This window comes from Klebsiella sp. CN_Kp106 (assembly GCF_040064575.1).
Lineage (GTDB): Bacteria > Pseudomonadota > Gammaproteobacteria > Enterobacterales > Enterobacteriaceae > Klebsiella > Klebsiella michiganensis.
This window is the reverse complement of the sequence record NZ_JBEAIG010000014.1, coordinates 241,667-260,826: the sequence shown is the minus strand read 5'-3', so window position 1 is coordinate 260,826 and position 19,160 is coordinate 241,667. Positions and strand designations below refer to the sequence as shown.

The following is a 19,160-nucleotide window of genomic DNA, read 5'->3' as shown; positions in this document are numbered from 1 at the left end:
ATTATTCAGCCATGGCACAAGGGAAGAGCGAAAAACAGGGTGGGCGCAGAGCGATAAACAAACTACGATGTCACCCAGAAGTGCTCCACCTTGTAGACCCGCTTGCCGATGCTGTTCATCAGACGGCGAGTATGAAACGCCCGACTGCGAACGTTTCTGGTGACAACCCAGGGGATTCAGCCCCTGTGGCCGGTGATGAGCGTAACCAGACGCTTATTCACCTCGGCGTTGCTCCCCCTCACGTATTTTCCCCGGACTGGCTCCTCCAATACGGTTACCTGGGCAACGCACCTCTTCTGGCAATTACCGACGTCTTTCACTTTGCCAGGGGGACGCGGGACATTATACCCCCCTGCAATACCCTTTCGCTGTAGCGTGAAATGCGCGATCCATACCTACCTACGTATATGTAGGTACTGCCGTTATATAAAGGCTTCAGGCGAAGTATGTCAACGTCAGGGTTATGCGGATTTTTCATGCGCGAGTCGCTGACAGAAAAAAGCCTTATGATGTCTATACTATGAGGGGCGATTTGCGCCAAATTGGCTCTAATCCTGACGCGTATCATCGGCATAACACAAAAATCATCACAATTTTTCGTCACCGGCGCTACAATCGACCGCAGTCACAATTCTCAAATCAGAAGAGTATTGCTAATGAAAAACATCAACCCAACGCAGACCTCTGCCTGGCAGGCATTACAGAAACACTTTGATGAAATGAAAGACGTTACCATCGCGGATCTGTTCGCGAAGGATAGCGATCGTTTCTCTAAATTCTCCGCCACGTTCGACGATCTGATGCTGGTGGATTTTTCCAAAAACCGCATCACCGAAGAGACGCTGGCAAAACTGCAGGACCTGGCCAAAGAGACCTTCCTGGCAGACGCCATTAAATCCATGTTCTCCGGCGAGAAGATTAACCGCACGGAAGACCGCGCGGTGCTGCACGTTGCGCTGCGTAACCGCAGCAATACTCCGATTCTGGTTGATGGCAAAGACGTGATGCCGGAAGTGAACGCCGTGCTTGAGAAGATGAAAACCTTCTCCGAAGCCATTATCTCCGGCAGCTGGAAAGGCTACACCGGTAAAGCGATTACCGACGTCGTCAACATCGGTATCGGCGGCTCCGATCTGGGTCCGTTCATGGTGACCGAAGCGCTGCGCCCGTATAAAAATCACCTGAATATGCATTTTGTTTCTAACGTCGATGGTACCCACATCGCCGAAGTACTGAAAACGGTGAACCCGGAAACCACCCTGTTCCTGGTCGCGTCGAAAACCTTTACTACTCAGGAAACCATGACCAACGCCCACAGCGCGCGCGACTGGTTCCTGGCGACCGCCGGCGATGAGAAGCACGTCGCGAAACACTTCGCCGCGCTCTCGACCAACGGTAAAGCGGTTGGCGAGTTCGGTATTGATACCGCCAATATGTTTGAGTTCTGGGACTGGGTTGGCGGCCGTTACTCTCTGTGGTCAGCCATCGGCCTGTCCATCATCCTGTCCGTGGGCTTCGACAACTTTGTTGAGCTGCTCTCCGGCGCGCACGCGATGGATAAACACTTCTCCACCACCCCGGCTGAGAAAAACCTGCCGGTGCTGCTGGCGCTGATCGGTATCTGGTACAACAACTTCTTCGGCGCTGAAACCGAAGCGATTCTGCCGTACGACCAGTATATGCACCGTTTTGCCGCTTACTTCCAGCAGGGCAACATGGAATCCAACGGTAAATACGTTGACCGTAACGGCAACGCCGTGGATTACCAGACGGGCCCAATCATCTGGGGCGAGCCGGGGACCAACGGTCAGCACGCGTTCTACCAGCTGATTCACCAGGGGACCAAAATGGTGCCTTGCGACTTTATCGCGCCGGCGATTACGCATAACCCGCTGTCCGATCACCATCCGAAGCTGCTGTCTAACTTCTTTGCGCAGACCGAAGCGCTGGCGTTTGGTAAATCCCGCGAAGTGGTTGAGCAGGAATATCGCGATCAGGGTAAAGATCCGGCGACCCTGGAACACGTGGTGCCGTTCAAAGTGTTTGAAGGCAACCGCCCCACCAACTCCATCCTGCTGCGTGAAATTACGCCGTTCAGCCTGGGCGCGCTGATTGCCCTGTATGAGCACAAAATCTTCACCCAGGGCGTGATTATGAACATCTTCACCTTCGACCAGTGGGGCGTTGAGCTGGGCAAACAGCTGGCTAACCGCATCCTGCCGGAGCTGAAAGATGGTTCCGAAGTGAGCAGCCACGACAGCTCCACTAACGGCCTGATTAACCGCTATAAATCCTGGCGCGCATAATCGCTAAAACGTTCGCAATGCCGGCCCATGTGGCCGGCATTTTTGTTATAGCCGCCGCAGCAGCTTTGCCGGGTTCCCGGCCCACACGCCTTTCTCCGTAATGGATTTGGTCACCACGCTGCCCGCGCCAATCACGACCCCATCGCAGATGCTGACCGCCAGAATGGTTGCCCCGCTGCCGATAGACACATCGTTGCCAATCACAATTCTTCCCCAGCTCTCGCGGTCGGCGTTGGGTTTTCCCTCGCGGAACATATCGTTGGCGAACATCACGCCGTGGCCGATAAAACAGCGCTCGCCGATGGTCACGTACTCGCAGATAAAGGTGTGGGACTGAATTTTGCTGTCGTTGCCGATACGGGTATGGCCCTGAATCTCTACAAACGGCCCGACGAAGACGTTATCGCCAAGCGTGCAGTCGTAAAGGTTGGCGGGCTGGTAAATCACCACGTTTTCGCCGCTGGCGACGTTGCGAATGGCGGTTTCACGAAGGGTATGCATGCTGCCTCTCAGATTGGTTTAGCCAGAATATGGAGTGTGCTTTCCTGGGTTGCAGAATGAAATGCCACATCCTTCACGTGCTGCATCCCCTGACGTTCATAAAAACGGCGGGCACCGGTATTCGCGGCGAGCACTTCCAGCCATAGCCAGCTTTCACCGGTCTCTTTCGCTCGCTTCTCGACGGCGCGAAAAATCTGCTCGCCGTAGCGATGCCCGGTAGCGTCAGGTAATAGATAGAGTTTATGCAATAGCGTACCCGTAGGGCCTTCGGGGTTGATGTCCTGGCGGCAGGCATATTTAGCAAAGCCAATTGGCTCCTCTGCCTCAGCAATCAACCAGCAGCACTGCGGATCGGCCAGGCTGTGCGCCAGCGCGGCCATGGAATACTCTTGCTGCAGGTAGTGCTCCATTTCATCGGCGTTGTGCCAGAGGTGGGCAAAGTGGTGGCGATAGCTGGCATTGGCCATCTGGTTGAGTAAAGCCGCATCTTCCGGACGTGCAAGACGAATCTTTAGCATTCTGCGTTCCTCGCAAAGAAGTGGCGATATTTTGCCCGTAAAGTTCGCTGCGGGTAAACCTCAAAAGTGGGGGGGGATAAGAAGTGGCCGGAGGATGGCCTCCGGCCGGGGATCAGGCGACGGCGATGGCTTCGATCTCAATGCCCGCATCTTTAGGCAGTCTGGCGACTTCGACGCAGGAACGGGCCGGAAAGGCCGCGTTGTGTTCGGTGAAGAACGCTTCATACACCGCGTTGATGGTGGCGAAGTCATTCAGATCCTTGACGAAGACCATCGTCTTAACGATGTTTTTCACCTGCAAACCCGCCGCTTCAACGATAGCCTTAACGTTGTCCAGCGACTGTCGCGTCTGCTGAGCGATGTCGTCAGACATGGTGCCGTCCTGCGGATTGACCGGGAGCTGCCCTGAGGTCATCGTCATGGTACCCAGATTTACTCCCTGAACATACGGGCCAATGGCGGCAGGCGCAGCGGCGGTGGTAATTATCATTCTGTTGATTCCTTCTGATAGGTGATTACATGAAATAGTTGAGCAAAACCAGTGAACCGACGCCGCTGACGACGACCCAGACCAGGCCCAGGCGGAAGCTGGCGAGCGTGCAGATAATCGCGGCGATCACCTTCGGGTTTTTCAAATCGAACTCCATGCTGGAGTTCACGCTCAGGATCTGAATCGTGATGATGGCCGGCAGCACGGTCACCGGCACAAAACGCAGCGTTTTGCTGACCCGGCTCGACATCTGAATCTTCCCGGCGAGGCCAATGAACGAGAAGCGAATAAGAAAGGTCACGGCGGCCATGCCCAGCGTCAGGGCGATAAAAAAGCTATTACTCATTTTCCAGCGCTCCTTCGAGAGAGAGTTTGTCAGCGGCCTGCGCCTGTTTACGCTCTTCGGCGAGATCGACGCTCAGGCCCGCCATTACGCCCAGTACGGACGCGACGACGATACCTAACGAGTAGGGCAGTACGACCAAAAGTACCCCGGATACGGCAGCAACAACGGCGGCGACGGTGCAGGCCTGGCTTTTGATTTGTGGGACCACGATGGCGATAAATGCGGCGACCATCGCGAAGTCCAGACCATATTTTTCAATGTGCGGAAAAGAGGCGCCAACCAGAGCGCCAAGGAAATCGGCTAGCACCCAGGCGAACCAAAACGTCAGCATTGCTGAAAAATAGAAAAGATATTTATCTTTTTTATTCTCCTCCATCTCTTTCACCGTCGTGGCGTACACTTCATCGGTCAGGGCATACGCCATAAAGCATTTTTTAAAGAAGGAGGCTTCGCGTACCGTACTGGAAATAGAGGCGCTATAAAGCACATGGCGAAGATTAATAATCAGCGTGGTGAATATAATCACCCCAAGGCTCGCTCCGGTTTTTAGCATATTTAACGCCAGCATTTGTGCCGAACCGGCGATGACAATCGTCGACCATGCCGTACTTTGCCAGATACTCATCCCGGCGCTAACGCTTAGCGCGCCGACAATAAATGAAAACGGAAAGTCGCCGATGCACAGGGGAAGTATGGCGCTCATACCCCGTAGAATCACTTTTTTGTTCATAAACAATACCTGTTGTATTCAGGAGATTAATTATTTGTGTAAGGTACATTAAAACGCTAATTAATGATTACTTTGCTACCATAATGTTGATGATTTCTTTATCGGTATAGGCCATAGGCTTAATTACCAGACGGCAGAGATTATTAATAGTCTGCTCAACGTCAGCGCAAACAATGCCGTCATTAGAGCCTGCGCAGCTATTTTGCATCGCCATCAGTACGGCCTTAAAGGCGCTGGAAACCACGGACGATACTTTCATTGCGCAGCTATTAGAGGCGCCATCGCAAATCATGCCGGTAATATCGCTGATCATATTAATAATAGCGGTATTAATTGTTTGCAGGTCACGGGTAAATAACCACGCCATGCCTGCCGCGGCGCCCATCGCTGCCGTGGACGCCGCGCATAGCGCGGACAGACGCGTATAGCGGGAGTGGATCGATATGGCGGTCAGGTGGGAGAGCGCCAGCGCCCGCGCGAGGGTCTCTTCATCAGCGTTAAGATGCTCCGCGACCGTCACTACCGGCATGGTGGCGGCGATACCCTGGTTACCGGAACCAAAGTTAGACATCGCGACGACGGGGGCTCCGCCCATTCGCGCGTCGGATGCGGCGACGGTATTGATGATGACTTTACTCAGCAGGTCGTTGCTGAGCAGGCCATTTTTTACCGCATCAGAGAAGGTGCCGTTGATGTTCAAGCCGTATTTTTTGCTTTTACCTTCCTCCGCCAGCGCCGAATTGAGCCGGGCGGCTTCGAGAATAAATGCGATGTCGGCGAATTCGACCTCGTTAATAAAATTAAAGGCTTCCGCAAGCGAGAAGGTTGCTAATGTTTCCTGCTGCGTTACCGTACTCTGTTTGTCCGCCAGCACCTGCGCTTCGCCATTAATATACAGCTCAACGATATTGGTATGCGTGCCCTTGACCACCACGCGGCAGCTCTTTTCGCCACCCGTTAGCGTCAGATCCAGATGAATAAAGTCAGGAGTATCTTTCACGCTAATATTGACCTGGCCATCGGCAATTAACATCTGGGCTAATTCAACATGCCGTTCGGTAATTCCCTCCAGCGTTTTTAAACCTTTATCCGCATCGCCACCAAATGCGCCAATTGCGGCTGCGAGCGCCACCCCGCTGACGGAAGTGCCCGGAATAGTTACGCCCATCGCATTCTTGTACAGGTTCGCAGAAATAAAACCGCTAATGTTTTGACAAGCCGTATCTAAATGTTTCGCAGCGTAAGCGGCGGTAAAAGAAATAGCAACGGGTTCCGTACAGCCTAATGCCGGAGCCACTTCTTTTTTTAGCCAGTTTATAAACAGGGATGAGTGTTCAGTAGTCATGTTTTATATCGTTCCGCTAACGAGGGTTTATTAATCTGCGAGTATGCTAAGTCAATTTCTAAGGAAAAACTTACTCTAATGCGGGCGTAATTTATGCCTGAAAGAGAAAAATATTCGCTTATTACAATATTGTAAAATTGTGATCTTATTATGGTTAATTAACTGATTTGACGGGTATTTATATTCTGTTTTTTGAACATAAAAAGGGATTTAGTTAACTACCTCACAGCGTTGCCGAAAGTAAAAATTTCTCTTTTTACGTATTTCATCGGAGATGAGAAAGGCAAGCAGTGGAAAGAAGGGACTCACAAATGTAGATCTGGATCACATTTTTGCGTTATACAGGTCACAGGAAATCATGATGATGAGGTGTACCTATGCCGCCGGTTTATCGTCCGTTGGTGAGTTTTATTGCAACCGCAATGCAAACCGTTTTGAATCTTGGCCTGCTGTGCCTGGGGGTCATTCTGATCGTATTTCTGGGAAAGGAGACGCTGCATCTGGCGCACGTCCTGTTCACCCCGGAGCCTGTCAGCAAGTACAAGCTGGTGGAAGGGCTGGTGGTCTACTTCCTCTATTTCGAGTTTATCGCGCTGATAGTGAAGTACTTTGAGTCGGGATTTCACTTCCCGCTGCGCTACTTTGTCTATATCGGCATCACCGCAATCGTCCGCCTGATCATTATCGATCATGAGTCGCCTATGGCGGTGCTGATTTACTCCGCGGCGATCCTGATTCTGGTGATAACGCTCTGGCTGTGTAACTCCAACCGTCTGAAGCGCGAATAAAAAAAGCGGCCTCCAGGGCCGCTGACCAACAGTCACAAATAGAATTTATGTAGGGTCCAGTTGAGGATAGCAGTGGCATTTGCCTTACTTTTTCAGCTGAGGGCGACGGCGGTAATACCCGGTTGGGGTCGCGCATTACCGCTAAACCGTCGGCCCTCATCTGAAATTTGGGGCGGGTGTTACAAAAAAATTAACCTTTCACTCCGCCAGCCGTCAGGCCGTTAACCAACCAGCGCTGGGCCAGCAGGAACACCACGGTAATCGGAATGGCGGAAAGCACCGCCGCGGCGGCAAAGTCGCCCCACAGATAGTTCTGCGGGTTGAGATACTGTTGCATTCCGACCGCAAGGGTATAGCTGTTCACATCGCGCAGCAGCAGGGAGGCCACCGGCACTTCGGTAATCGCCGCGATGAACGACAGAATAAACACCACCGCCAGAATCGGTACCGACAGCGGGAGCAGCACGAGGCGGAAAGCCTGCCATGGGGTCGCACCGTCCAGCGCCGCCGCTTCTTCCAGCGAGCCGTCGATGGTTTCGAAGTAACCTTTGATTGTCCAGACGTGCAGCGCGATACCGCCCATATAGGCGAAGATGACGCCGCCGTGGGTATTCAGGCCGACGAACGGCACGTACTGGCCGAGACGGTCAAACAGGGCGTACAGCGCGACCAGCGACAGCACCGCGGGGAACATCTGGAAAATCAGCATCCCTTTCAGCAGCGTTGCTTTACCCGGGAAGCGCATGCGGGCAAAAGCGTAAGCGCAGGTGGTAGAAAGCGCGACGATGCCAATGGCGGTAATGCCTGCCACCTTGATGGAGTTCCACAGCCACAGCAGCACCGGGAAGGGGGGCGGCGTGACGCGACCATCAGCGTGTTCGACGCTGAAGCCGAGCGCCAGCCGCCAGTGCTCCCAGGAGATACTTTCGGGGATCAGGCTACCGGTGGCGAAGTTCCCTTCGCGCAGAGAGATAGCGATGACCATCAGCAGCGGGAACATAATCGCCGCGATAAAAATCAGCAGCAGGAGGTGCGTCGTGAACAGGCGCAGCTTCTGAGATTTGGGTTGAACCATAGCCATAATCGTTATCTCCCTTAATCAAACTTCATACGTGTGGCTTTCAGGTTAACAATCGCCAGGGCGCCTACCAGCAGGAAGATCAGCGTGGCGATAGCCGCCGCAAGGCCGAAGTCCTGACCGCCGCCGCCTTCAAAGGCGATACGGTAGGTATAGCTCACCAGCAGGTCGGTGTAGCCCGCCGGCGTGGTGGTGCCGAGCCGGTCCGGCCCGCCGTTGGTCAACAGCTGAATCAGCACGAAGTTGTTAAAGTTAAAGGCGAAGCTGGCGATCATCAGCGGCGTCAGCGGCTTGATCAGCAGCGGCAGCGTAATTTTGAAGAAGTTCTGGAACGGCGTAGCGCCATCCATTGCCGAGGCTTCATATAAATCGTCAGGAATCGCTTTCAGCAGGCCCATGCACAGGATCATCATGTACGGATAGCCCAGCCAGGTGTTGACGATGATAATCATGGTACGCGCGGTGGTCGGGTCGCTAAACCAGGCCGGCTTGATGCCGAACAGCGCGCTGAGCATCATGTTGATCTCACCAAAGCTCTGGTTGAACAACCCTTTGAAAATCAGAATCGAGATAAACGACGGTACGGCGTAAGGCAGAATCAGCAGTACGCGGTAAATCGCTTTACCTTTCAGGGCTTCCCACTGGACGAGACAGGCGAGCACCATGCCGACCGCAACGGTGAGAATCACGGTCAGAACGGAGAACACCACCGTCCAGACGAAAATCGCGAAGAACGGTTTCTGGATGCCTTCATCCTGGAACACGCGAGTGAAGTTATCCCAGCCGATGGTCACGGTGTAGCCCGGGCTGAGCTTTTCGCTGCCCCAGCTACCGTCGGCGTTCATCGCCTGATAGAAACCGACCTCGGCGTTCGGACGGTATTTCACGCCGCTCTGGTTGTTGGTCAGCGTGCCGTCACTGGCCAGCGCGTACAGCGGCTGAGTACCGGAGAACTGACGCAGGGAGCTCATAATGACTTTGCTTTCATCCGGCAACACGGCGGTCAGCTGGTTCAGGGCGGTACGGTTTTGCGTAATCACGCGCAGCGTGGCGCGCTCGCCTTCCGGCAGGGCGTCTGCCTCTTTTAAGGCCAGCTTCTGTTCGCCGCCGAATTTAAAGGCGTCGGAAAGATAGTTTTTGCCGCTTTCGCCGTCGGTCAGCGCCAGCTTCCACTCATCTCCCGCCGGATAAAGCGCGAAGTTGTAGGATTTCCCTGCCTGGAAGGAGCGGTCCATCAGCACCTGTTGGGCGCGTTCGAAGGTCAGCTGGTTAGTGCTGCTGTAGTTGGTAAAAGCGATAGCGATAGTGCAGATCAGCGGGAACAGGACGAACAGCCCCATCCCGGCGAGACCCGGATAAACATAGCGCCAGGCGTAGGCCTTGCGATTGGAAAAAATATACAGGCCAACCGAGCTCAAAATCAGCGTCATGATGGCAAACAGGTACTCCCCCTGGGCGTACATCAAAACAACAAGGTAACCCACCAGCAGGCACAGCAAGCCGATCACAGACCATGTGAGCTGCGGGCTTTGCCACCAGTGCTTCTTTTTCACGACATCCATGGGGATCATCCTCTTTACACTTTATCCTTCGCGCTACCTCTTTGTTGGCTGCGGATGCGTACCCCAGTCACTTACTGATGTAAGCGCCTGGGGATTTGCATCCTTGCCGCCTCGATGTAGCGCGAATGATTTCGCGTAACAACGTATTCAACAAACCTTATTCCCTAAGAAATAAGGGAAACCGTATTACTTGGTGATACGAGCCTGTGCGTCTTTCAGCGCCGCATCGACGGTCTGGCGACCGCTAGCGGCGTTGATCACTGCGGTACGAACGGCATACCAGAAGGCGGACATCTGCGGAATATTCGGCATGATTTCACCTTTCTGGGCGTTAGCCATGGTGGCGGCGATACGCGGATCTTTTTCCAGTTTTTCCTGGAAGGATTTCAGCGCGACCGCGCCCAGCGGTTTGTCCTTGTTCACTTCATCCAGACCCTGATCGGTCATCAGGTAGTTTTCGAGGAACTCTTTCGCCAGTTCTTTGTTCGGGCTGGCGGCGTTAATACCGGCGCTCAGTACGCCAACGAACGGTTTAGACGGGTTGCCTTTGAAGGTCGGCAGCAGGGTAACGCCGTAGTTAACCTTGCTCTTATCGATGTTAGACCACGCCCACGGACCGTTGATGGTCATCGCGGTTTCGCCTTTGTTGAATGCCGCTTCCGCGATGGAGTAGTCGGTGTCGGCGTTCATATGTTTGTTCTTGATAAGGTCGACCAGGAAGGTCAGGCCCGCTTTCGCGCCAGCGCTATCCACGCCTACGTCTTTCACGTCGTACTTGCCGTTTTCAAACTTGAATGCATAACCGCCGTCGGCGGCGATCAGCGGCCAGGTGAAGTACGGTTCTTGCAGGTTGAACATCAGCGCGCTCTTACCTTTCGCTTTCAGTTCTTTATCCAGCGCCGGGATCTCTTCCCAGGTTTTCGGCGGGTTTGGCACCAGGTCTTTGTTATAGATCAGCGACAGCGCTTCAACGGCAACCGGGTAGGCAATCAGCTTGCCGTTATAGCGAACCGCATCCCAGGTGAACGGATAGAGTTTGTCCTGGAACGCTTTATCCGGGGTGATTTCCGCCAGCAGGCCGGACTGCGCGTAGCCGCCAAAACGGTCGTGAGCCCAGAAGATGATGTCAGGGCCGTCGCCGGTCGCGGCAACCTGCGGGAATTTCTCTTCCAGCTTATCCGGATGCTCTACGGAGACTTTAATGCCGGTGTCTTTTTCAAACTTTTTACCCACTTCAGCGAGGCCGTTGTAGCCTTTGTCGCCGTTAATCCAGATAACCAGCTTACCTTCTTCGATTTTTGCGAGGGCAGAGGCGGAAAACATCATCGTGGTCAATGCAGACAGCGCGAGGATGCGAGCGCCAGTTTTGATTTTCATATACCCGTCCTATTTGGTGATGTGCTCGTGGATACACTTGAGTGGCTTAACGGTGATGAGTTTCCTTTTTTAACAACCTCTTTCCATCCTCCCCATGTCTACGCCCCATCCCCCGATAGTGTGATCTCCATTGCAGAAATGCCGGTTATGAGTCCTGGAGCACATAAAAAGGCGGCCAATTTTGCAGGCTACATCACGAAATCGACGTCCGTCCGTCCCCCCCGGCGGCGAGACGCAATCTCTCATCCTCCCGCCTCCTCCCCCATAAAAAAGCCGGGGGGTGGAGGATTTACCCTATTTATGAATGCCGCATAGTCAGCCCATCTTGAATGTGTCGTTAAGTGACAGGTTGTAACGAAGGGAGAAGGGCATGGCGAGCGTACAGCTGCGAAATGTAACGAAAGCCTGGGGTGACGTAGTGGTATCGAAAGATATCAATCTCGAGATCCAGGATGGGGAGTTCGTCGTGTTTGTTGGGCCATCAGGCTGCGGCAAATCCACCCTGCTGCGTATGATTGCCGGGCTGGAAACGGTGACCAGCGGCGATCTGCTGATTGGCGATACCCGAATGAATGATGTCCCGCCCGCCGAGCGCGGTATCGGGATGGTGTTTCAGTCTTATGCGCTTTACCCCCACCTTTCCGTCGCGGAAAACATGTCTTTTGGCCTGAAGCTGGCCGGCGCCAAAAAAGAGCTGATTAACCAGCGCGTGACTCAGGTGGCGGAAGTTCTTCAGCTGGCCCATCTGCTGGAGCGCAAACCGAAAGCGCTTTCCGGCGGTCAGCGTCAGCGCGTGGCGATTGGCCGTACTCTGGTGGCTGAACCGCGCGTGTTCCTGCTGGATGAACCGCTCTCTAACCTCGATGCCGCGCTGCGCGTGCAGATGCGCATTGAGATTTCCCGTCTGCATAAGCGTCTTGGCCGCACGATGATTTACGTGACCCACGACCAGGTCGAAGCGATGACCCTGGCCGACAAGATTGTGGTGCTGGACGCCGGTCGCGTCGCGCAGGTCGGGAAGCCTCTCGAACTCTATCACTACCCGGCGGATCGTTTCGTCGCGGGCTTTATTGGCTCGCCGAAGATGAATTTCCTGCCGGTGAAAGTCACCGCTACCGCCATTGAGCAGGTGCAGGTGGAGCTGCCAAACCGTCAGCAGGTCTGGCTGCCGGTGGACAGCGCCCGCGTTCAGGTCGGCGCCAACATGTCCTTAGGGATTCGCCCGGAACATCTGCTGCCCAGCGATATCGCCGACGTCACCCTTGAAGGTGAAGTTCAGGTGGTCGAACAGCTCGGCCACGAAACGCAAATTCATATCCAGATCCCATCCATCCGTCAAAACCTGGTTTACCGCCAGAACGACGTGGTGCTGGTAGAAGAGGGAGCCACATTCGCCATCGGTTTGCCGCCGGAGCGCTGCCATTTATTCCGTGAGGATGGCACCGCTTGTCGTCGGCTGCATAAAGAGCCGGGCGTGTAAGGCTTCTAACTAAAAAAAAACACAAAACCATTCGCGCTGCATCGAGGCGGCAAGGGAATGAATCCCTGGGAGCGTACAAAAGTACGTGACCAGGGTGAGTGAGCGCAGCCAACAAAGAGGCAGCCCGAAGGGTGAAGTGTTCAAAGAAAAGCAATGATCTCAGGAGATAGAATGATGATTACTCTGCGCAAACTTCCACTGGCGGTCGCCGTTGCGGCAGGCGTTATGTCTGCTCAGGCGCTGGCCGTTGATTTCCACGGCTACGCTCGTTCTGGTATCGGCTGGACCGGCAGCGGCGGTGAGCAACAGTGCTTTAAAGCCACGGGTGCTCAAAGCAAATACCGTCTTGGCAACGAATGTGAAACCTATGCGGAACTGAAGCTGGGCCAGGAGTTGTGGAAAGAAGGTGATAAGAGTTTTTATTTCGATACTAACGTCGCTTATTCCGTAAATCAGGAAGATGACTGGGAAAGTACCTCTCCGGCGTTTCGTGAGGCTAACATCCAGGGTAAAAACCTGATTGACTGGTTGCCGGGTTCTACCCTGTGGGCCGGTAAGCGCTTCTACCAGCGTCATGACGTTCACATGATCGACTTCTACTACTGGGATATCTCCGGCCCGGGTGCGGGTCTGGAAAACGTTGACCTCGGCTTCGGTAAACTCTCTCTGGCGGCCACGCGTAACTCAGAAAGCGGCGGTTCTTACACTTTCTCCAGCGATGACACCAAGAAATTTGCTGCTAAAACCGCAAACGACGTCTTTGACGTGCGTCTGGCCGGTATGGAAATCAACCCGGGCGGCGTACTGGAGTTAGGCGTGGATTATGGCCGCGCTAACCCGCAGGACGATTACCGTCTGGTTGATGGCGCATCAAAAGACGGCTGGATGTTCACCGGTGAACATACTCAGTCTATCTGGGGCGGCTTCAACAAGTTTGTTGTTCAGTATGCGACCGACTCGATGACCTCCTGGAACAGCGGTCACTCCCAGGGAACCAGCATCGATAACAACGGCAGCATGATCCGCGTTCTGGATCACGGCGCGATGGACTTCAACGATGACTGGGGCCTGATGTACGTTGCGATGTACCAGGACGTGGACCTGGACAGCAACAACGGTTCTACCTGGTACACCGTCGGTGTTCGTCCGATGTACAAATGGACGCCGATCATGAGCACCCAGCTGGAAGTCGGTTACGACAACGTGAAATCTCAGCGCACCAGCGAAAACAACAACCAGTACAAAATTACCCTGGCCCAGCAATGGCAGGCGGGTAACAGCGTCTGGTCTCGCCCGGCAATCCGTATTTTCGCGACCTACGCAAAATGGGATGAGAACTGGGGCTACAGCAACACCTCCGGTCTGCAGACTAAAGACGGCAGCGGTAACGGGGTTTACACCTCCAGCCGCGGTAACGATAGCGAAGTGACCTTCGGTGCGCAGATGGAAGTTTGGTGGTAACACCGCCGTAATCATGTAGTGACACGGAGGGGCTCTGCCCCTCCTGATTCTTCAGGATTAGCGCGCTATTGCCTGGCCACCGCTAAACCTACGCTATCCGAGGTGAGAACAATGAAAATGAAGAAAACTCTCGTCGCCCTGTGTTTATCCGCAGGAATGTTGGCATGCGCGCCGGGAATGAGCCTTGCCGACGTCAACTTTGTCCCGCAAAACACCAGCGCAGCGCCCGCCATCCCCGGCGCTGCCCTGCAGCAGCTCGTCTGGACGCCAGTCGATCAATCTAAAACGCAGACCGTTGATTTACTCACGGGCGGCCAGCGCCTGGATGTTGCCGGCATCTCCGGCCCGGTTGCGGCCTGGAGCGTTCCGGCGAATATTGGCGAACTGACCCTGACGCTCACGAGCGAAGTGAATAAGCAAAAACAGATTTTTGCGCCGAACGTGCTGATTCTCGATCAGAATATGACGCCATCCGCGTTCTTCCCCAGCAGCTATTTTACCTATCAGCAGCCCGGCGTAATGACCGCGGATCGGCTTGAAGGCGTCATGCGCCTGACCCCGGCGCTGGGGCAGCAGAAGCTTTACGTGCTGGTCTTTACGACGGAAAAAGATTTACAACAAACCACGACTCTGCTGGATCCGGCGAAAGCTTACGCTAAAGGCGCGGGCAATGCCGTGCCGGATATTCCAGACCCGATTGCCCGCCACACCACCGATGGCGTGCTGAAGCTAAAAGTCAAAACCAATAGCGGCTCCAGCGTGCTGGTTGGTCCGCTGTTTGGCTCTTCCGGCAATGGCCCGGTGACCGTCGGCAATACCGCAGCGCCGGTTGTCGCGCCGGCCCCGGCTCCGGCGGCGAAAAGCGAACCGATGCTTGATGACACCGAAACCTATTTCAACAACGGCATTAAGCAGGCGGTTGCGAAAGGCGATATCGATAAGGCCCTGAAATTGATGAACGAAGCTGAACGTCTTGGCTCGAAATCTGCTCGTTCCACCTTTATCAGCAGTGTAAAAGGCAAGGGGTGACCGTCTCCCCGCAATGCTGATGTTTAGGCACAGCCTTTAGGTGCGTCCGTCAGGGCGCACTTTTTTTTAGCGCGCCGCAGCCTCTGTTGCACGGCTGTTGCGCGGATGATCGTATATTGACGTTTGCCCGCCCCCGATGCCCCATTCTGCGATACAATACCTTTACGTTATGTACCGGAGATTCAGGCATGCCACATCCTGCGCTTACGCAACTGCGTGCGCTGCATTATTTTGCCGCTATGCCCCCGCTGGATGCGCATCTGCGCGACTGGCTATTGCTGGAAGACTCAATGACCAAACGCTTTGAGCAGCAGGGGAAGAAAGTCAGCGTCATCATGGTTAACGAAGGTTTTGTTGGACGCGACGCGCTGGCCGGTGAGGCGCCCCTGTTACCGAGCGAACCCCGCTACTGGCTGCGGGAAATCATTCTTTGCGCCAACGGTGAACCCTGGCTGGCCGGGCGCACGATAGTGCCCGAATCAACGCTGAGCGGCCCCGAACTGGCGCTGCAACAGCTGGGGCAAACGCCGTTGGGCCGCTATCTCTTCACGTCATCGACGCTAACCCGTGATTTTATTGAAATTGGTCGTCATGCAGAGCTGTGGGGGCGTCGTTCCCGCCTCCGGTTGAGCGGCAAACCGCTGCTGCTGACGGAACTGTTTTTGCCTGCATCGCCGTTGTATTAAGAGGAAAATGAAATGGAGTGGAGTCTGACGCAGAACAAGCTGCTGGCGTTTCACCGCCTGATGCGTACTGACAAACCGATTGGCGCGCTGCTGCTGCTGTGGCCGACGCTGTGGGCGCTGTGGGTGGCGACGCCGGGGATACCGCCGCTATGGATCCTCGCCGTTTTTGTCGCCGGCGTCTGGCTGATGCGCGCCGCAGGCTGCGTGGTCAACGACTATGCCGATCGCAAGTTTGACGGCCACGTCAAACGGACGGCCCGCCGCCCGTTGCCGAGCGGCGACGTTAGCGAAAAGGAGGCGCGGACGCTGTTTGTCGTGCTGGTGCTGCTTTCGTTCCTGCTGGTGTTGACCCTGAACACCATGACCATTCTGCTGTCGGTAGCGGCGCTGGCGCTGGCATGGGTATATCCGTTTATGAAGCGCTATACCCACCTGCCTCAGGTCGTGCTGGGCGCGGCGTTCGGCTGGTCGATCCCGATGGCCTTTTCGGCGGTCAGCGAATCGCTGCCGCTGAGCTGCTGGCTGATGTTCCTCGCCAATATCCTGTGGGCGGTGGCCTATGATACCCAGTATGCGATGGTCGATCGTGATGATGACGTCAAAATCGGTATCAAATCGACGGCGATTCTCTTTGGCGACAACGATCGCTTAATCATCGGTATTTTACAGGTGGCGGTACTGGGTCTGATGGCCGCGGTAGGCTGGCTGAGCGGGCTGGGCTGGGAGTATTACTGGTCGTTGTTTATCGCCGCGGCGCTGTTTGCCTGGCAGCAGAAGCTGATATTTAAACGCGAACGCGATGCCTGCTTTAAGGCGTTTATGAACAATAACTACGTGGGGCTGGTGCTATTTCTCGGCCTGGCGATGGGATATATGCAGTAGCGCTGTGGGTTTCCCGGCTTGCGGCGTAAACGCCTTAGCCGGGCTACAAAACCGCAGGGTCCGGTAGCCCGGCGCAGGCCGGGACATCTCTTTAAACGTTACGCTTCATCCTGGGTAACGCTTTCAATCGTTAATCGCACATCCGAAGTAATCAGATCCGCCAGCATGCGGTAGATCTTCAACGTCTCTTCCGGCTCGGCGTCCCCTGTATCGCTGATATAGCCTTCGTCACGCAGGGTCAACACCAGCGTGCTGAACACCGCCTTATCGAAGAACTCCGGCGCGTTGATGCCGTGCAGAACGGACAGGCGCTGCGCCACGGTGCGGCTCTCTTTCTCCAGCGAACTGCGGTTGATTGACGGGTTAGCGCTCAGCAGCCAGAAGGTAATGGCGTAGCGCTGCAGCGTTTCGCGCGCGCCTGCGGCCAGCAGCTGCAGAGAACGGGCATGAGACGGATTGACGCTCACCTCATCGTCGTTCAGGGCGATGAGGCCCTGACGCTGCATCTCAGCGATCAGCGCATCGACGACGCCCGCCAGCTCCGCTTTTTCCCAGCGCAGGAACAGCTCGGCCTTCAGGAACGGATAGAACATCTCGACGTGACGCAGGATTTCGGCGCGGGTAATACGACGATGCTGAGTGACGATGGCGGCTAACAGCGACGGCATCACCAGCATATGGGCGATGTTGTTGCGGTAGTAGGTCATCAGGACGGCCTGCTCGCGCGGCAGAATGATGATATCGCCAATGGTATCTTTCTCGACTTCGAACTTGTTCATCTGCAGCGCGTGGTCAATCAGTTCGCTGGCCGAAGCCGCAGGCGTGGTCGCATCCGCTGAATATGGCACGTTGCGCAGCAGGGCGAGATAGCACTCCAGCTGCTCGGTGAGCTGCTCGCGGGTCAGTGAACGCTGACGCGATGCCAGCAGCGCGGTACAGCACAGGTTCATGGCGTTAGCCGCGCCGGCATTATTGATGCGCACCATCAGATCCGAGGCGATATTATTCACCGTCGGGGTCAGCCAGGAAGGGCGAACCGCTTCGATAGGGTCGATAGACTCGCGCCAGTCCGGCACATGCTGGTTCAGATAGGCCATCAGCGGCAGGGGTTCGCCGAAGTTAACGTAGCCCTGGCCGAGATTTCGCAGCTTGCTCAAGCCGCGCAGCATCTGCGGCAGGCTCTCTTTCTCTTTCGTCGCACCGCGTAGCTCTTTGGCGTAGGTACCGACCTCCATCACGTGCTCGTAGCCGATGTAAATCGGCACCAGGGTGATGGGGCGATTACCGCCGCGCAGCATCGCCTGAATGGTCATCGACAGGGTGCCGGTTTTCGGATCCAGCAGGCGTCCGGTACGCGAACGCCCGCCTTCAACGAAATACTCCACCGAATAGCCGCGGCTGAACAGCTCGCCGAGATATTCGCGGAATACGGTTGAGTAAAGCTTATTGCCCTTGAACGTGCGGCGAATAAAGAACGCGCCGCCGCGACGGAAGATCGGACCGGCGGGCCAGAAGTTCAGGTTGATACCGGCGGCGATATGCGGCGGCACCAGGCCCTGATGATAAATGACGTAAGAGAGCAGCAGATAGTCCATATGGCTGCGGTGGCACGGGACATAAACGATCTCGTGGCCTTCATGCGCCAGCTGGCGCACGCGCTCGGCGTTATGCACGTTAATGCCCTGATACAGCCGGTTCCAGGTAAAGCCCAGCACGCGGTCGGTCAGGCGAATCATCTCATAGGAGAAGTTTGCGGCGATCTCTTCCATCAGGGCGATAGCGTTTTGCTGCGCCTTTTCATGAGAAATTTTCTTGCTGCGCGCTTCGTCTTCTACCGCACGGGCAATGGCTTTCGACGCCAGCAGTTTATTAAACAGATCCTGGCGCGCGGGCAGGCGCGGGCCGACCGCCGCCAGACGCTGACGGGCGAAGTGCATGCGCGCCACGCGGGCCAGCTTCTGGGCGATGGTTTTATCGGTACCGTGTTCGTCCGCCATCTTACGCAGCGAGACCGAAGGCGAGAAACGGACAAAGCTGTCGCGGCCCAGCCACAGGACGGCGAAGAATTTCTGAATGCCGTTGAGCATGCGCAGCGGCGGGTTCACCTCGCCTTTTTCACGCCCCGGCGCGCGACCGAACATCACCGAAACCGGCACCATCTGCACGTCAAGATCGGGATGGTTGCGGTGCAAATCCAGATAGTCGTGAAAGAGCTTGATAGACTCTTCTTTCGGCGTGTAATAGGTAAACACGCGCGGTCCGCCGTGGATAAATACGTAGCGCGGAAGCAGGCCGCCGTCGATCTCGAGCGGCTCCAGCGGGTCCGGTAACTCATGTTCCAGACATTGCGCGCGCAGCGTCAGCAGGTCCGCCTTCGAATTGTAGGGCAGGACATACATAATGGGACGCGAGGTATCCAGGCCTAATTCCTGAGCAGGTTGTGCCGGAATCGACTTGCTTTTTACCAGCGCCCTTAATGGTAAATTCAGTAATTTATAGTAAATTCGTTGCCAGCCAGACATAGACGATGTGAAGCCTCTGGTTAATCATGCAAATGCGCCGCAAGAATAACAGAAAGTGC

17 protein-coding genes and 1 riboswitch are annotated in these 19,160 nt (G+C 55.2%); of the genes, 7 read left to right on the top strand and 10 right to left on the bottom strand.

Translation table 11 applies throughout. The features are described from left to right. Positions 1-70: 70 nt before the first annotated feature. Positions 71-304: riboswitch (Lysine riboswitch) on the bottom strand. Between the two features lie 352 nt (positions 305-656). Then, entirely contained in the window at positions 657-2,306 is a 1,650-nt protein-coding gene (gene pgi, locus ABLU96_RS08770; protein WP_004097737.1) for a glucose-6-phosphate isomerase, read from the top strand. A gap of 45 nt (positions 2,307-2,351) precedes the next feature. On the opposite strand, the gene ABLU96_RS08765 is transcribed toward pgi, so the two are convergent. The 6 genes from ABLU96_RS08765 to ABLU96_RS08740 form a co-directional block, all read right to left on the bottom strand. Beyond that, positions 2,352-2,807 carry an acyltransferase gene (locus tag ABLU96_RS08765; RefSeq protein WP_004097740.1) on the bottom strand — a complete coding sequence of 152 codons (456 nt, stop codon included), beginning with the start codon at positions 2,805-2,807 and terminating at the stop codon, positions 2,352-2,354. Between the two features lie 8 nt (positions 2,808-2,815). Then, positions 2,816-3,325 carry a GNAT family N-acetyltransferase gene (locus ABLU96_RS08760; protein ID WP_014227531.1) on the bottom strand — a complete coding sequence of 170 codons (510 nt, stop codon included), beginning with the start codon at positions 3,323-3,325 and terminating at the stop codon, positions 2,816-2,818. A gap of 112 nt (positions 3,326-3,437) precedes the next feature. Next, positions 3,438-3,815, bottom strand: a complete 378-nt coding sequence (locus tag ABLU96_RS08755) for a Rid family detoxifying hydrolase (protein ID WP_004097745.1) — start codon at positions 3,813-3,815, stop codon at positions 3,438-3,440. 25 nt (positions 3,816-3,840) lie between these two features. Then, entirely contained in the window at positions 3,841-4,161 is a 321-nt protein-coding gene (locus tag ABLU96_RS08750) for an AzlD domain-containing protein (protein WP_004097748.1), read from the bottom strand. Further along, a complete protein-coding gene (locus ABLU96_RS08745) occupies positions 4,154-4,891 on the bottom strand; it encodes an AzlC family ABC transporter permease (protein ID WP_004097750.1) in 738 nt (245 codons plus the stop codon). Before ABLU96_RS08745 ends, ABLU96_RS08750 begins: the two co-directional genes overlap by 8 nt. A gap of 67 nt (positions 4,892-4,958) precedes the next feature. Then, entirely contained in the window at positions 4,959-6,236 is a 1,278-nt protein-coding gene (locus tag ABLU96_RS08740; protein WP_025107706.1) for an L-serine ammonia-lyase, iron-sulfur-dependent, subunit alpha, read from the bottom strand. 377 nt (positions 6,237-6,613) lie between these two features. On the opposite strand from ABLU96_RS08740, the gene psiE reads away from it, so the two are divergent. Further along, on the top strand, positions 6,614-7,024 hold the full coding sequence (psiE, locus tag ABLU96_RS08735) for a phosphate-starvation-inducible protein PsiE (RefSeq protein ID WP_004097754.1): 411 nt from the start codon (positions 6,614-6,616) through the stop codon (positions 7,022-7,024). A 190-nt stretch (positions 7,025-7,214) separates the two neighbouring features. On the opposite strand, the gene malG is transcribed toward psiE, so the two are convergent. From malG to malE, 3 genes are all read right to left on the bottom strand, one after another. Then, entirely contained in the window at positions 7,215-8,105 is an 891-nt protein-coding gene (gene malG / locus ABLU96_RS08730; protein WP_004097756.1) for a maltose ABC transporter permease MalG, read from the bottom strand. 14 nt (positions 8,106-8,119) lie between these two features. Continuing rightward, positions 8,120-9,664: a maltose ABC transporter permease MalF gene (malF, locus tag ABLU96_RS08725; RefSeq protein ID WP_025107705.1), complete on the bottom strand. Its 1,545-nt coding sequence runs from the start codon at positions 9,662-9,664 to the stop codon at positions 8,120-8,122. 186 nt (positions 9,665-9,850) lie between these two features. Then, positions 9,851-11,041: a maltose/maltodextrin ABC transporter substrate-binding protein MalE gene (gene malE / locus ABLU96_RS08720; protein WP_014227534.1), complete on the bottom strand. Its 1,191-nt coding sequence runs from the start codon at positions 11,039-11,041 to the stop codon at positions 9,851-9,853. 370 nt (positions 11,042-11,411) lie between these two features. Between malE and malK the strand changes: the two genes are divergently transcribed. From malK to ubiA, 5 genes are all read left to right on the top strand, one after another. Continuing rightward, positions 11,412-12,521 carry a maltose/maltodextrin ABC transporter ATP-binding protein MalK gene (gene malK / locus ABLU96_RS08715; protein ID WP_004097762.1) on the top strand — a complete coding sequence of 370 codons (1,110 nt, stop codon included), beginning with the start codon at positions 11,412-11,414 and terminating at the stop codon, positions 12,519-12,521. Positions 12,522-12,692: 171 nt separating this feature from the next. Further along, the gene (locus tag ABLU96_RS08710; RefSeq protein WP_014227535.1) at positions 12,693-13,982 is read left to right on the top strand and encodes a maltoporin; all 1,290 of its coding nucleotides are present in this window, start codon (positions 12,693-12,695) and stop codon (positions 13,980-13,982) included. Between the two features lie 111 nt (positions 13,983-14,093). Beyond that, positions 14,094-15,011: a maltose operon protein MalM gene (gene malM, locus ABLU96_RS08705; protein ID WP_014837132.1), complete on the top strand. Its 918-nt coding sequence runs from the start codon at positions 14,094-14,096 to the stop codon at positions 15,009-15,011. A 188-nt stretch (positions 15,012-15,199) separates the two neighbouring features. Then, a complete protein-coding gene (ubiC, locus tag ABLU96_RS08700) occupies positions 15,200-15,697 on the top strand; it encodes a chorismate lyase (RefSeq protein ID WP_014227537.1) in 498 nt (165 codons plus the stop codon). Between the two features lie 12 nt (positions 15,698-15,709). Beyond that, positions 15,710-16,579, top strand: coding sequence for a 4-hydroxybenzoate octaprenyltransferase (gene ubiA, locus ABLU96_RS08695; protein ID WP_004097768.1), 870 nt, complete (start codon positions 15,710-15,712; stop codon positions 16,577-16,579). Between the two features lie 98 nt (positions 16,580-16,677). On the opposite strand, the gene plsB is transcribed toward ubiA, so the two are convergent. Next, on the bottom strand, positions 16,678-19,101 hold the full coding sequence (gene plsB / locus ABLU96_RS08690) for a glycerol-3-phosphate 1-O-acyltransferase PlsB (RefSeq protein WP_004097770.1): 2,424 nt from the start codon (positions 19,099-19,101) through the stop codon (positions 16,678-16,680). Between the last annotated feature and the right edge of the window lie 59 nt (positions 19,102-19,160).

Excerpts from the sequence above, each read along its gene's own strand:
- pgi (WP_004097737.1), top strand. The coding sequence starts at position 657 with ATGAAAAACATCAACCCAACGCAGACCTCTGCCTGGCAGGCATTACAG.
- ABLU96_RS08765 (WP_004097740.1), bottom strand. The coding sequence starts at position 2,807 with ATGCATACCCTTCGTGAAACCGCCATTCGCAACGTCGCCAGCGGCGAA.
- ABLU96_RS08760 (WP_014227531.1), bottom strand. The coding sequence starts at position 3,325 with ATGCTAAAGATTCGTCTTGCACGTCCGGAAGATGCGGCTTTACTCAAC.
- ABLU96_RS08755 (WP_004097745.1), bottom strand. The coding sequence starts at position 3,815 with ATGATAATTACCACCGCCGCTGCGCCTGCCGCCATTGGCCCGTATGTT.
- ABLU96_RS08750 (WP_004097748.1), bottom strand. The coding sequence starts at position 4,161 with ATGAGTAATAGCTTTTTTATCGCCCTGACGCTGGGCATGGCCGCCGTG.
- ABLU96_RS08745 (WP_004097750.1), bottom strand. The coding sequence starts at position 4,891 with ATGAACAAAAAAGTGATTCTACGGGGTATGAGCGCCATACTTCCCCTG.
- ABLU96_RS08740 (WP_025107706.1), bottom strand. The coding sequence starts at position 6,236 with ATGACTACTGAACACTCATCCCTGTTTATAAACTGGCTAAAAAAAGAA.
- psiE (WP_004097754.1), top strand. The coding sequence starts at position 6,614 with ATGCCGCCGGTTTATCGTCCGTTGGTGAGTTTTATTGCAACCGCAATG.
- malG (WP_004097756.1), bottom strand. The coding sequence starts at position 8,105 with ATGGCTATGGTTCAACCCAAATCTCAGAAGCTGCGCCTGTTCACGACG.
- malF (WP_025107705.1), bottom strand. The coding sequence starts at position 9,664 with ATGGATGTCGTGAAAAAGAAGCACTGGTGGCAAAGCCCGCAGCTCACA.
- malE (WP_014227534.1), bottom strand. The coding sequence starts at position 11,041 with ATGAAAATCAAAACTGGCGCTCGCATCCTCGCGCTGTCTGCATTGACC.
- malK (WP_004097762.1), top strand. The coding sequence starts at position 11,412 with ATGGCGAGCGTACAGCTGCGAAATGTAACGAAAGCCTGGGGTGACGTA.
- ABLU96_RS08710 (WP_014227535.1), top strand. The coding sequence starts at position 12,693 with ATGATGATTACTCTGCGCAAACTTCCACTGGCGGTCGCCGTTGCGGCA.
- malM (WP_014837132.1), top strand. The coding sequence starts at position 14,094 with ATGAAAATGAAGAAAACTCTCGTCGCCCTGTGTTTATCCGCAGGAATG.
- ubiC (WP_014227537.1), top strand. The coding sequence starts at position 15,200 with ATGCCACATCCTGCGCTTACGCAACTGCGTGCGCTGCATTATTTTGCC.
- ubiA (WP_004097768.1), top strand. The coding sequence starts at position 15,710 with ATGGAGTGGAGTCTGACGCAGAACAAGCTGCTGGCGTTTCACCGCCTG.
- plsB (WP_004097770.1), bottom strand. The coding sequence starts at position 19,101 with ATGTCTGGCTGGCAACGAATTTACTATAAATTACTGAATTTACCATTA.